The organism is Streptomyces sp. A2-16, from assembly GCF_018128905.1.
In the GTDB taxonomy this organism is placed as follows: domain Bacteria; phylum Actinomycetota; class Actinomycetes; order Streptomycetales; family Streptomycetaceae; genus Streptomyces.
Window position 1 is genome coordinate 8,315,127 of sequence record NZ_CP063808.1, and the last position, 13,044, is coordinate 8,328,170.

Annotated in this window: 10 protein-coding genes; 5 read left to right on the forward strand and 5 right to left on the reverse strand. The window is 71.8% G+C overall.

Going from position 1 to position 13,044, the window contains the following annotated elements; genetic code table 11:
- Positions 1–43 precede the first annotated feature (43 nt).
- Entirely contained in the window at positions 44–1,225 is a 1,182-nt protein-coding gene (locus tag IOD14_RS37320; RefSeq protein ID WP_123989235.1) for a PP2C family protein-serine/threonine phosphatase, read from the reverse strand.
- Between the two features lie 168 nt (positions 1,226–1,393).
- Between IOD14_RS37320 and IOD14_RS37325 the strand changes: the two genes are divergently transcribed.
- Complete coding sequence (locus IOD14_RS37325; protein ID WP_212672618.1) at positions 1,394–2,623, forward strand: GNAT family N-acetyltransferase; 1,230 nt, start codon at positions 1,394–1,396, stop codon at positions 2,621–2,623.
- Between the two features lie 19 nt (positions 2,624–2,642).
- On the opposite strand, the gene IOD14_RS37330 is transcribed toward IOD14_RS37325, so the two are convergent.
- Positions 2,643–3,452 carry an Fpg/Nei family DNA glycosylase gene (locus tag IOD14_RS37330; protein ID WP_212672619.1) on the reverse strand — a complete coding sequence of 270 codons (810 nt, stop codon included), beginning with the start codon at positions 3,450–3,452 and terminating at the stop codon, positions 2,643–2,645.
- Positions 3,453–3,584: 132 nt separating this feature from the next.
- Positions 3,585–4,070, reverse strand: a complete 486-nt coding sequence (locus tag IOD14_RS37335) for a ribose-5-phosphate isomerase (protein WP_123989237.1) — start codon at positions 4,068–4,070, stop codon at positions 3,585–3,587.
- A 205-nt stretch (positions 4,071–4,275) separates the two neighbouring features.
- Between IOD14_RS37335 and IOD14_RS37340 the strand changes: the two genes are divergently transcribed.
- Entirely contained in the window at positions 4,276–5,688 is a 1,413-nt protein-coding gene (locus IOD14_RS37340; protein ID WP_174269137.1) for an amino acid permease, read from the forward strand.
- 69 nt (positions 5,689–5,757) lie between these two features.
- Here the strand turns inward: IOD14_RS37340 and IOD14_RS44630 are convergent, their stop codons facing one another.
- Complete coding sequence (locus IOD14_RS44630; RefSeq protein WP_249126332.1) at positions 5,758–8,505, reverse strand: serine/threonine-protein kinase; 2,748 nt, start codon at positions 8,503–8,505, stop codon at positions 5,758–5,760.
- 239 nt (positions 8,506–8,744) lie between these two features.
- On the opposite strand from IOD14_RS44630, the gene IOD14_RS37350 reads away from it, so the two are divergent.
- On the forward strand, positions 8,745–9,470 hold the full coding sequence (locus IOD14_RS37350) for an LPXTG cell wall anchor domain-containing protein (protein ID WP_123992646.1): 726 nt from the start codon (positions 8,745–8,747) through the stop codon (positions 9,468–9,470).
- A 69-nt stretch (positions 9,471–9,539) separates the two neighbouring features.
- On the forward strand, positions 9,540–10,802 hold the full coding sequence (locus IOD14_RS37355) for an FAD-dependent oxidoreductase (protein ID WP_249126168.1): 1,263 nt from the start codon (positions 9,540–9,542) through the stop codon (positions 10,800–10,802).
- On the opposite strand, the gene IOD14_RS37360 is transcribed toward IOD14_RS37355, so the two are convergent.
- Positions 10,799–11,374 carry a biotin transporter BioY gene (locus IOD14_RS37360; protein ID WP_123989240.1) on the reverse strand — a complete coding sequence of 192 codons (576 nt, stop codon included), beginning with the start codon at positions 11,372–11,374 and terminating at the stop codon, positions 10,799–10,801. The genes IOD14_RS37355 and IOD14_RS37360 overlap by 4 nt on opposite strands.
- 422 nt (positions 11,375–11,796) lie before the next feature.
- On the opposite strand from IOD14_RS37360, the gene IOD14_RS37365 reads away from it, so the two are divergent.
- Entirely contained in the window at positions 11,797–12,993 is a 1,197-nt protein-coding gene (locus IOD14_RS37365; protein WP_212672621.1) for an ROK family protein, read from the forward strand.
- Positions 12,994–13,044: the final 51 nt, after the last annotated feature.

Here is a 13,044-nt window from a genome sequence, read left to right on the forward strand (position 1 = left end):
TGAGGACGGCTGGCGGATCCGGGCGGGGGTAAACCCCACCTGCCTAGCGCGGCATCGCCTGGGCCGTCGGCCCCTCGCGCGAGATCAGCAGCAGCGCCCGGTCGTCGTTGACGTCCTTGGCGACCGCCTCGATCAGGTGCCAGGCGGCGCCGTGGAAGCCGCCCGCCACGTAGCGGTCGGCCTCGCCGGTCAGACGGTCTATGCCCTCCACTATGTCCCGGTCGGACGTCTCCACCAGACCGTCGGTGAAGAGCATCAGCACGTCACCGGGCCGGAGCGAGCCCTTCACCGGGTCGAACTGGGCGCCGTCGTAGACCCCGAGGAGGGGTCCTTCCGCGGCCTTCTCCTCCCAGCGGCCGCTGCCGGCGCTGAGCTGGAGCCCCGGCGGGTGGCCGGCCGAGTAGAGCTCGTAGTCGCCGGAGTCGAGGTCCAGGACGAGGTGGATGGAGGTCGCGAAGCCCTCGTCCCAGTCCTGGCGGAGCAGATAGCCGTTCGCGGCGGGCAGGAAGGCGTGCGGGGGCAGCGAACCCAGCAGGCCGCCGAAGGCCCCGGACAGCAGCAGCGCCCGCGACCCCGCGTCCATGCCCTTGCCGGAGACGTCCGTCAGGACGACCTCCAGTGTCCGGCCGCCGTTCGTACGGGCCGCGACCACGAAGTCGCCGGAGAAGGACTGGCCGCCCGCCGGCCGCAGCGCCATCTCCCGGTGCCAGCCGTGCGGCAGCTGCGGCAGCTTGCTCTGCACCCGGATGCGTTCGCGCAGGTCGAACAGCATGGTCCCGCCGCGTCGCCAGGGCACTCCGACCCGGCTGCGGAACTGTGCGATCAGCAGTCCGAAGGAGCCACAGGCGGCCACGACCAGAACCACTCCGGGGGTGACCCGGGACGGGCCCTCGGTGTACGGCCCCAGCTGCACCGACTCCACGATCAGCGCGGTCGCCGCCGCCGCGTACAGGCCGAGCAGGCTCGCCGGGCGCAGCAGCAGCCCGCCGGCGACGATCGGGAGGACCAGTGCGGCGGGTGAGCACCACACCGAGTTCATCAAAGTGACGGCCGCGATCATCGGGACGGTCAGGAGCAGGCCGGCCAGCGCGACCCAGTCCGAGCCGTCGCCGCGGAAGTAGTCCACGGCACTTCTGCGCAGGCCGACGCGGACCCGGTGCCACTGCATCCTCAACCGGGCCGTGAACGTATCGGCTGCCGCGCGCCGCTCTCGTCCTGCTGCCATTAGTTCGGGACCTTATCCGTCGAACCCCCTGCTTGGCACAGGAGGTACGACTTGTCCCCCGTGCGAGGTTCAACTTCACAGCTGTTCAAGGGCCGTACGCGCCCCTGCTCACGACGGGCTCCCCGAAATTCCCTCGCTCGTCCCGCAATGCCCTGGTAGGCATGGTTCATGGGGACTGACTTGCGGGTGCTTCGGCAGGACGACTGGGAAGAGTGGTACGGCAACCTGATCCGCGCCTTCGGCGGGGTTCCGGAGTCGGCCGAGGAACGGGAGCTGTGGCGTGAGCTCACCGCGTACGACCGCTCCATCGGCGTCTGGGACGGCGGGCGCTGCGTGGGCACAGCGGGGGCGTTCGGCTTCCGGGTGACCGTGCCGGGCGGAGCCTCCGTGCCCGCCGCCGGCGTCACCATGGTCGGCGTGGCCGGCACGCACCGGCGGCGCGGGGTGCTCACCTCGATGATGCGGCGCCAGCTGGACGACGTGCGCTCCTGGGGCGAGCCGCTGGCCGTGCTCACGGCCTCCGAGCCGGTGATCTACGGCCGGTTCGGGTACGGCGTCGGCACATACCACCTCAACGCCGACATCGACACGACCCGGGTCAGGCTGTCCGTGCCGCCCGGCACCGACGACGTACGCCTGCGGTACGCGGCGCCCGCCGACGTGCTCGACGCGTGCGAGGCGGTGTACGCCCGGCTCGTGCCCCGGCGGCCCGGGATGGTCGCGCGGGTTCCGGGCTGGGAGCGGCTGTGGCTGCTCGACGCGGAGAGCGACCGGGACGGCGCGTCACCGCTGCAGTGCGTGGTCGCGGAGCGGGACGGGGAGGTCGTGGGTTTCGTGCGCTACCGGGTCAAGGCGGACTGGGAGGCGGCCGGGCCCAAGGGCACGGTGGTGGTCTCCGACCTGGAGGCGCTGGATCCGGCCACGCACGGCGCGCTCTGGCGGTTCCTGTTCGACCTCGACCTCACCTCGCGGATCGACGTCCGGCGGCGGCCGGTCGACGAGGCCTGGCAGTACCTCGTCTCCGACGTCCGGCGCTGCTCCCTGCTGGTGCGGGACTCGCTGCACGTGCGGCTGGTGGACGTCGGGGCGGCGCTGGAGGCGCGGACCTATCAGGCGCCGGTGGACGTGGTGCTGGAGGTCGAGGACGCCTTCTGCCCCTGGAACAGCGGGCGTTGGCGGCTCAGCGGCGACGCGAAGGGCGCGACCTGCGACCGTACGACGGACTCGCCCGATCTCGCCCTGTCCGTACGGGAGTTGGGGGCGGCCTATCTCGGTGGTGTGAGCCTCGCCTCGCTGGCGGGGGCCGGGCTGGTGCGGGAGGTGCGGCAGGGGGCGCTGGCCGAGGCCGCGGTGGGGTTCGGGTCGGCGGTGGCGCCCTGGCTGCCGCACGGCTTCTAGGGTCCCCGGGGTCCCGCCGTCAGGGTTTCTGGCAGGTGGGGCACCAGAAGAGGTTGCGGGCGGCGAGATCGGCGGTGCGGATCTCGCCGCCACAGAGATGGCAGGGCAGGTTGGCCCTGCGGTACACGTAGACCTCGCCGCCGTGGTCGTCGACCCGGGGCGGGCGGCCCATCGCCTCCGGGGTGTGCTCCGGGCGGACGGTGTCGATGCGGTTGTTGCGCACGCCCTCGCGCATGAGCTCGACGAGGTCGGCCCACATCGCGTCCCACTCGGCGGGCGTGATGTCCCTGCCCGCGCGGTACGGGTCGACGCGGTGCCGGAAGAGGACCTCAGCGCGGTAGACGTTGCCGACGCCCGCGATGACCTTCTGGTCCATCAGCAGGGCGGCGATCGTCGTACGGCTGCGGGAGATCCGCCGGTACGCGGCCTGCGGGTCGGCGGCCGGGCGCAGGGGGTCCGGGCCGAGGCGGTCGTGTATCGACCGCTTCTCGGCGGGGGTGATCAGGGCGCAGGTCGTGGGGCCGCGGAGGTCGACGTACGCCGTGGTGTTCGCGAGGCGGAGACGGACCGTGTCCGTGGGCGGGGGCGCGGGAGCGGCGCCGAAGGCGACCTTGCCGAAGAGGCCGAGGTGGATGTGGACCCAGTCGGTGGCGCGGAAGCCGAGGAAGAGGTGTTTGCCGTGGGCCTCGGTGCGGGTGAGTTCGGAGCCGGTGAGCAGTTCGGCGGCGTCGGAGAACTTGCCCTGGGGGCTGGTGACGCGGGGTTTCGTGCCGGTGAAGGCTTCGGCGTAGTCCTGTGCCAGGCGGTGGATGGTGTGCCCCTCTGGCACGGCGGCGCTCCTTGACTCGTCCGCGGGTGGGGGCGGGCCTGGAAGTCGCGTCCAGGTCGGCCGCCCAGGGGCGCGGGGAACTGCGCGACCAGCCCCCCACGCACCCGCACCCGGCCGCGCACCCGCCGGAGACTACTGCTGGGGGTGGTGGGCCGGGATCGCCGGCAGGTCGCCCGTCGTCTCGTAGGCCGACAGCATGTCGATGCGGCGCTGGTGGCGCTCGTCGCCCGAGAACGGCGTGGCGAGGAAGGTCTCGACGAACTTCGTCGCCTCCTCCGTGGTGTGCATGCGGGCGCCCACCGCGACCACGTTCGCGTTGTTGTGCTGGCGGCCCAGCGACGCGGTCTCCTCGCTCCAGGCGAGGGCGGCCCGGACGCCCTTGACCTTGTTCGCCGCGATCTGCTCGCCGTTGCCGGAGCCGCCGATCACGATGCCGAGGGACTCGGGGTCGGCGGCGGTGCGCTCGGCGGCGCGGAGGCAGAACGGCGGGTAGTCGTCCTGGGCGTCGTAGATGTGGGGGCCGCAGTCGACCGGGTCGTGACCGGCCGCCTTGAGCCAGTCGACGAGGTGGTTCTTGAGTTCGAAGCCCGCATGGTCGGAGCCGAGATACACGCGCATGGGATGAGTGTGACACGGCTGTTTCCGGGCAGCAGCCCCGGGTGTCAGGCAGGAAAAATATGAACCCGACAATGGAACCTCAAGCAAACCTCAAGTAACAATCTGGATTCAAAGGTTCAGGAATTCCTTTGCCTCCGATTCACTGGACCGACCCGTACACCGCTCGTACGGGAGCCCCCACACCCGGCACGAAGGAATTCCCCGTATGACTGGTCTCCAGGCCGGACTCAAGAACCGTCACCTCTCGATGATCGCCATCGGCGGCGTCATCGGAGCGGGCCTCTTCGTGGGCTCCAGCTCCGGTATCGCCACCGCCGGACCCGGCATCCTGCTGTCGTACGCGCTCGTCGGCACACTGGTCGTCCTCGTGATGCGGATGCTCGGTGAGATGTCCGCCGCGAATCCGAACTCCGGCTCCTTCTCCGCGCACGCCGACCGGGCCCTCGGGCGCTGGGCCGGCTTCTCCATCGGCTGGCTGTACTGGTTCTTCTGGGTCGTCGTGCTCGCCGTCGAGGCGACCGCCGGTGCCAAGATCCTCGAAGGGTGGATCCCCGCCGTACCGCAGTGGGGCTGGGCGCTGATCGTGATGGTGGTGCTGACCGCCACGAACCTGGTCTCGGTCGGCTCCTACGGCGAGTTCGAGTTCTGGTTCGCCGGGATCAAGGTCGTCGCCATCGGGGCGTTCATCGTCATCGGCCTGCTCGCCGTGTTCGGCGTGCTGCCCGGGGTCGACGCCGACCAGGCGGGGCTCTCCAACCTCACCGACCACGGCGGCTTCCTGCCCAACGGGCCCGGCGCCATCCTCACCGGTGTGCTGCTCGTCGTCTTCTCCTTCATGGGCAGCGAGATCGCCACCCTCGCGGCCGGTGAGTCGGAGGACCCGCAGCGGGCCGTGACCAAGTCGACCAACAGCATCATCTGGCGGATCGCGGTCTTCTACCTCGGCTCGATCTTCGTCGTGGTCGCCCTGCTGCCGTGGGACTCCAAGTCCATCCAGGACGACGGCTCCTACGTCGCCGCGCTCGACTCACTCGGGATCGCGCACGCCGGTCAGATCATGAACTTCATCGTGCTGACCTCGGTGCTGTCCTGTCTCAACTCCGGCCTCTACACGGCCTCCCGGATGGCCTTCTCGCTCGGTGAGCGGGGGGACGCCCCGAAGGCGTTCGCTCGGGTCAACGGCCGGGGTGTGCCGATGGCCGCGATCCTCGCGTCGGTGGTGTTCGGCTTCGTCGCCGTGTTCTTCAACTACCTCTCCCCCGACAAGATCTTCCTCTTCCTGGTCAACTCCTCCGGTGCGGTGGCCCTGTTCGTCTGGCTGGTCATCTGCTTCTCGCAGCTGCGGATGCGGAAGATCATCCAGGCCGAGGCGCCGGAGAAGCTGGTCGTGAAGATGTGGCTGTACCCCTATCTGACCTGGGCGACGGCCGCGTTGATCGTGTTCGTCCTCGGCTACATGCTGACCGACACGGAGCACGACGGACGCGAGACCGTGCTGTTGTCGCTGCTCGTCGCGGCGGTGGTGCTGGTCATCGCCGTGGTGAAGGAGAAGGTCGGACGCGGGCGTACGGCGTCGGCGTCGGCCGGTGAGGTGACGGACAAGGTCTCCGTCGGCTGAACGGACGGATGAGCGGGGCCCCGTGGCGTGTGCCGCGGGGCCCTTCTCATGTGCGTATCCCCTGCGTGCTCACAGGACGGTGAAGCTCTCCTTCACCTTCTCGTACGTCCTGAGGGCCTGCGCCTCGATGTCCGGCTGGTACCAGGTGTTGATCTGGTACGACTTGTCGCCCACGTTGAACCCGAGCAGCTCGGCGTGCCAGGGGACACCGTCCAGAGTGAAGGTGTACTCCCAGACGACCGCGGGGTGATCGCGGAACGTCGTCTCCTCCAGGCGGATCTTCTCGTAGTCCTGGCCCTGGTGGGCGTTCTGCTCGGAGGTCCGCCAGGTCTCCATCAAGTCGCCGCGGGCGAGCGAGGACTTGGCCGCGAGCTCCTGCTTTCCGTCGGGCGAGGTGTAGTGGACCTCGGCCCCGGTCTTCACGTCCCGCCGCCAGCCGGTGGGGGTCGCCCACGCGAATCCACCGGCCTCCTCGTGTGCGCCGGGCGGGAGCGAACGGGGGCGGGAGGTGCCCTCGACGGTGGCGGACGGGGTGCCGCCCGGGGTGGACGCGCCGGGTGCCGAGGAGGAGACGGAGGCGGAGGCCGACGAGGAGCCGCCCGCCTTGTCGTCGCCGGGCGAGCCGGAGGTCGTGGCCAGGATGATCGCGACCACCACGGCACCTGCGGCGACCACGCTTCCGACGGCGACCAGAGCGGTCCGGCGCCGGCCTCGGTGGGGGGCGGCCGGGCGGGCCGGGCCGGGGAGTTCGCCCGGCGGCATGCGGTGGGGGTGAGGGCCGAGGACGAGGGCGGGATCGGAGTCGGGGGTGCCGGTGTCGGAGGGGCCAGTGGTGCCCGTGGTGGAGGCGCCGGTGGTGCCCTCACCCGACCCGGCGTCGGAGTGGCGCTCGGGCACGGCCTGGTTGCCGCGGACCAGGGAGACTCCGGGGCCCGGGCGACGGGTCGTCGGCACCGGACCGACGCGGGTGCGGGCGGAGGCCGCGCGCGTGGGGGTGTCCCTGGTCGGGGCGTCCGGCATCGGGAAGTGCTCCGTGGGGGCACCGGCCGCGAGGGAGTCCTGGGTGGGAGCGCTCGCGAGGGGCGTACTGGTCGTGGTGGCACCTGCGCGGAGCGCGGCTCCCGCCGAGTTCCCCGACGGCTCCTCGGACCGGGCCTCCGAACGCTCCTCCGAGACCGCCTCGGTGGAGGCGCTCGCGGCATGGCCGACCGAGGGCTCCAGGGGTTCGGGCCGGGCGAACGGCTCGGCGGGGGTGGCGGGTTCGGGCTGCGCGGTCACGTCCTCGGCGACGGCCCGTGGCCGGTCCGGACCGGTGTCCGGCTCCGCGGCACGCACCCCGTCCGAGGAGCCGCGCCCGAGCAGGGCGACCTCCGACGGCCCGGCGGCGACACCGTCGTCCGACCGGGCCGTGTCCGAGGCGCCATGCCCGGCCGGCACGGCATCCGACGGTTCCGGCGGCGCGCCCGGGGAGCCGTGCTCCCCCGGCACCGCGTCCGACGGCTCCACGACGTCCGGACCTTCCACGGCCGCCTCGGGCGCCGCCTCCGGTTGCGGCAGCCGAGGATCGCGCACCGCCCGCACGAGCCGGGTCCCCAGATAGGCAGGCGTGGGCGATTCCCCCGACACCCACGGCGACGGCGTCTTCCCGGCCCCGTCCGGTGGGGTCTCGGAGCCATCCGGTTCCGGTGAGCCGCCGGGCGGTTGCGGTGGCGTACCCGGCGTGTCGGCTGCGCCCGCCGTGTCCGCAGGATTTTCCGCGTCCGGCCGCACCGACGCGTCCAGGGAGGCACTAGGCGAGGCGCCCGGCCCGTCGCCGGGGGCTCCCGAAGAGTCCGACCCTCCCGTGGCCCCCGGCACTCCGGCTGCGCCCGCAACCTCCGGATCGTCCGGCCCCTCCGGCACTCCCCCCGCACTCGGCACCGCCGAAGCAACCGAACCCTCCGGTGTTCCTGAAGCCCCCGCGGTCCCAGGAACAGCCGCCGGCCCCCGTACCGTCCCGGGGTCCCCGCCCTCCCCGAGGTCCTCTCCTGCCCCCATCCTCAACGTCGGTGTGGGAGTCGGGAACGCGACCGTGTGCAGGGCCGACTCGACCTCGTCCAGGGACGGGCGTATCGAGGGGTCCTTCTCCAGCAGGGCAGCCAGGACGTCGGCCAGGGGGCCCGCCGACGCGGGGAGTTCCGGCTCCTCGTAGAGGACGGCGTGCAGCGTGGCCAGGGTGGTGTCGCGGGAGAAGGGTGAGCGGCCGCCCAGGGCCGCGCAGAGGGTCGCGCCGAGGGACCAGATGTCCGACGGTGGCCCCTGGGGGCGGCCGGAGACCCGCTCGGGCGCCATGTAGTCGGGGGAGCCGACGAGCATGCCGACCATGGTGAGCGCCTTGGCGTCCTGCATCGCGGCGATGCCGAAGTCCGTCAGCACGATCCGGCGGGCGGTGCGGTCGCCGGACTCCACCAGGACGTTCCCGGGTTTGATGTCCCGGTGCAGGACGCCCCGGGCGTGGACCTGGCGCAGGGCCCGCACCAGCCCCAGGCCGAGCAGCGCCGTCTCGCGGGGGGCCAGCGGGCCGTCCTCCACCGTCATCCGCTCCAGGGAACGCCCCTTGACCAACTCCATGACGATCCACAGGCGTTCGCCCTCGTCCACGACGTCGTAGACCCGGACGACGTTCGGGTGGTCGATCCGGGCCGTGGCCCTGGCCTCGCGCAGGGTCCGTTCGCGGCGGGTGCGGGCGTCCTCGGCGTCGAGGCCGTCGATCCGCATCTCCTTGACCGCGACCTGCCGGTCGAGCATCTCGTCGGCGGCCCGCCACACCCGCCCCATTCCCCCCTGGCCGATGCTCTCGACCAGGCGATAGCGCCCTGTCACCAGGAGCCCTGGAACTCCGCCGCGCCTCGCATTTCCCGTGTCTCCCATATTCCCCGGCAATCCGCTGCACCCCCTCAACGATGTCCCGAGTGGAACACAATGGTCACACTTCGCGCCGTACCAGCATAGTGCGGAGAAATCTTGTGGTACCTCTTCAAGTACTGCGAATTCAGGCGCAGCCAAGGGGGGCGAACATGAGTTCTCGTCGTATGACGACCATCGCGGGATCGCTGGTCACGGCCGCTTTCTCGACAGTGATGATCTGTTCCTTCACCGCGAGCGCGGACGAGGGACCCGCAAGCAGCAAGGGGGGAAAGGCGGTTGACGAGGCACCGGCCGGCGTGGAGCTGACGACCACGCTGCCCGAGAAGATCTCCGTCGACAACAGCTCGCAGAAGACCGACCTCACGGCCACCGTGAAGAACGACGGGAGCAAGGACAGCGGAAAGATCAGGCTTTTGGTCGTCGGATTCGACGGCATGACGGTCAAAAACGTTCAAGGCTGCTCTCCGATTGAAGAAAAGGATCTGCCGGAGGGCTCGAACAGCGGTTTCGCCTGCCCCATCGACAATCTCGCAGCGGGGAAGTCGAAATCGTACGCCGTCGACGCGACGTTCGATCTCAAGAAGACCGGCAAGATCTGTCTTCCGGTGCAGACCGGCGACGGAAAGAAGACGTTCTGGCAGCAGGGCCCGGTTCCGTTCGGCACGACGAACCCGTCGCCGAACGCCCCGGCCACCCCGCTGCTGCTGGGCACCGACAACAAGCCGGTGGCGCCCGGCGGCGACACGGCGGGCGAGCTGCCCAAGACCGGTGTCGGGCGCGACCTGCTGCCGCTCGGGGCGGCGGGCGCCTCGCTGATGGCGGCGGGCGCGGCCGGGCTGTGGTGGTCGCAGCGGCGGCCGCAGCGCACCGCCTGACAGGAGCGGGAAACCGATGGAGGCATAACCTGACGGAAGTTGTCAGGTTATGCCTCCAGCATGTCCGCCATGAACACCACGACCGACGACGAAGTCACCAGTTTCCAGACCGGGTTCGCCCTGCGGCCGGACCTCGTGTTCCCGGTCCGCTCCACCGAGGACGTGGTCACCGCCGTGCGTCACGCGGCCGAGGCCGGGCTGCCGGTCTCCGTGCTGGCCACCGGACACGGACTGCCCGGCGCGGTGGAGGGCGGCGCGCTCATCAGCACCCGGCGCATGGACCGGGTGAGCATCGATCCCGGAGCCCGCACCGCCCGGATCCAGGCGGGGGTCCGCTGGGGCCAGGTGGTCGCGGCGGCCGAGCCGTACGGGCTCGCGCCGCTCAACGGCTCCGCACCGGGCGTGGGTGCCGTGTCATACACGCTGGGCGGCGGACTCGGCATCCTGGCAAGGGAGTTCGGCTACGCGGCCGATCACGTCCGCTCCCTCGACGTCGTCACCGCGGACGGCCGGCACCGCCGTGTCACCGAGGGGTCCGAGCTCTACTGGGGCCTCCTCGGCGGCGGACACCGCCTCGGGGTCGTCACCGAGCTGGAGATCGGACTTGTCCCCGTGCGGACGCTGTACGGCGGATCGCTGGCCTTCGACGGCCGCGAGGTCGATCCCACGGCCGTGCTGCGCGCCTACAAGGAGTGGACCCGGACCGTGCCGTCCGCACTGACCTCGTCCTTCGCGGCCGTACCGTATCCGGACGCCCCGGCGCTGCCGCCGCACCTGCGCGGGCGGTACGTCGTCTCCGTACGGGTCGCGTACACCGGCGCCGACGGTGAGCGGCTCGTCGCGCCTCTGCGGGAGACGGGCCCGGTGCTCGCGGACTCGCTGCGCGTGATGCCGTACGCCGAGAGCCGCACCATCCACAGCGATCCCGACTTCCCGCACAGCTACTACGGGGACAGCGCGGTGCTCGGTGAACTGGACGTGGAGCGGGTCGGTGAGCTGCTCGCGCGGACCGGGCCCGCCACCGGTGCCATGGTCGTCGTACAGATCAATCAGCTGGGCGGGGCGCTGGCGCGGCCCGCGCCGAACTCGGTGCCGTACCGCGAAGGGCGTTTCCTGGTACGGCTGTTGACCGGCGGCGGGCGGGACCGGGCGCGTGCGCTGCTGGACCCGGCCTTCCGGCTGCTCGCGCCGGCCGCTCTCGGCCGTGCCGTCAACTTCGCCTTCGGGGCCGGGGACCGGACCGAAGGCCTGTACGACGCCGAAACGCGCGAGAGGCTCGCCGGGTTGGAGTCGCGGTACGACCCGGCGAGCCTCCTGCGCGGGAGGGGTTAGCGCTTGACGAGCTTCCAGGCGGTGGGCAGGACACCCATCGCCAGGGCGGCCTTGAGGGCGTCGCCGAGGAGGAACGGGGTGAGGCCGGCCGCGATCGCGGCGGACAGCGACATGTCGGCCGCGTAGGCGAGGTACGGCACACCGATCGCGTAGATGATCGCCTCGCCGACCAGCATGGTGCCGGCCATGCGCAGCACGGAGCGGTCGGCGCCGCGGCGGGCCAGGGCGCCGACGGCGGCGGAGGCCAGGATCATGCCGAGGATGTAGCCGAAGGAGACGGAGAACCCGGAGGTGCCCTGGGCGAACCACGGGAGTCCGGCGAGGCCGGCCAGCGCGTACAGGGCGAGGGAGGCGACACCGCGGCGGGCGCCGAGGGTCGTGCCGACGAGGAGGGCGGCGAAGGTCTGGCCGGTCACCGGCACCGGGGAGCCTGGCACCGGCACGGCGATCTGCGCCGCGAGACCGGTGAGCGCGGCGCCGCCCACCACGAGCGCGACGTCCCGGACGCGGGAGGCGGGGATCAGGTCGGCGAGGACCTGGCCGGTGCGAAGGGGGGCGACGGCGGTGCTCATGGGGACTCCGCGAGGGTGTGAACGGCGAGGGACATCGTGACGCTATCCCAGCGCGCTCCGGCCGATCACCGTCAGCGCCCGACAAAGGGGGGAGCGGCGGCTTGGTCGGCTCCCGACAAAGGATGCCGGTTACACCTGGTACGGCGTGACGCCGGTCACTGAGGTGAGGTGGCCGTGGCTACAGGGGCACGGAGCCGCACCACTGTGGGGAATCACCAAATGAATCCTAGTGGTCTGGTCGGATTCACCCTTCCTGACCTACTCTTCGGACATGGTCGCCCAGTCCCGGAACTTCTCGTCGCGTCGCCACGTCGACCTGCGACGTGTGGGCACGGCCGTCTGTCGCCGTCCGGTGTGAGGCGGGCTCCGGCGCGCCTCGCTCTCCGAGACGTGTCGGCCCCCGTTCCCGAGGACGGTCCTCCATGCCCCGCACCGCGGCACCCTCTGTCGTCCCCACTCCCACCACCTCCCGGCGCCGGACCAGCGCCAGCGTGGTCCTGCGCTCCGTGCTGGAGCACGGACCGGTGGCCCGCAGCACCATCTCCCGGCTGACCGGACTCTCCCCGGCCTCCGTCACCGACTACTGCGCCCGCTTCAGCGAACTCGGTCTGATCCGCGAGTCGGACGAGCCCCGGCGGCCCCAGGGTGTGGGCCGCCCCCATGTGCCCCTCGACCTGGACGACTCACGGTTCGTCGTGGGCGGGGTCCATGTGGCCGTCCCTTACACGACGGTGGCGCTGCTCAATCTGCGCGGGCGGGTGGTGGACCGCAGAGAGCTGCGGCACGACGGCACCGACGGCGCAGACCCGTCCGCGGTGCTGGCCCGGGCCGCCGACGGGCTCGCCGCGCTGCTGGACCGCTCCCCGCGGCTGCGGGCCCTGGGCGTCGGCTTCGCGGCCGGCGGCTGGGTGGACCGCGACTCCGGGACCGTCGTGGAGCACCCCCTGCTGGGCTGGCGCGAGGTGCCGGTGCGGGAGGTGCTCGGCGCCGCCACCGGTCTGCCGGTCCATGTGGACGGTCACGCGCGGGCGTTGGTCAACGCGGAGCGGCTGTTCGGGCGGGCGCGCGGCGGCCGGAGCGTGCTGCACCTGTTCGTCGGCAATGTGGTGGACGCGGCGTTCGCCACCCACGACGAGGTGCTCCACGGGCCGCGCTCCCAGGCGGGCGCGATCGCCCATCTGCCGGTGCCGGGCGGCACCGAGCCCTGCCCGTGCGGACGGACCGGATGCCTCCAGGTCGAGCTCAGCGAGCGGACGTTGTGCGCGCGGGCGCGGCGGGCGGGGGTCACCGACGGCACGAACCCGATGCATGTGGTCGCGGCGGCGGCCGCCGGTGATCCGGAGGCCGCGGGTCTGCTCGTGGAGCGGGCGGCGGCCATCGGACGGGCCACCCGGCTGCTGCTCGACGTGCTGAACCCCGAGACGGTCGTGGTGACCGAGGTCGGTGTCATGCACCGGGAGGACTGCCTCGCCGCTCTGCGCGAGGGGGTGGGCGACGCGCGCGCGGCCTCTGTGATGCCGACGAGTTTCCCGGATTCCGTGCTGGCCGTGGCCGGCGGTTCGGTGGCGCTGGACGTGCTCTACCGGGATCCGCTGGCCGCGTCACCTGAGGCTATTTAATTCAGAAACTCCGAATGTTGACAGGGCTTCCCCATGACCGCGAACATCCTG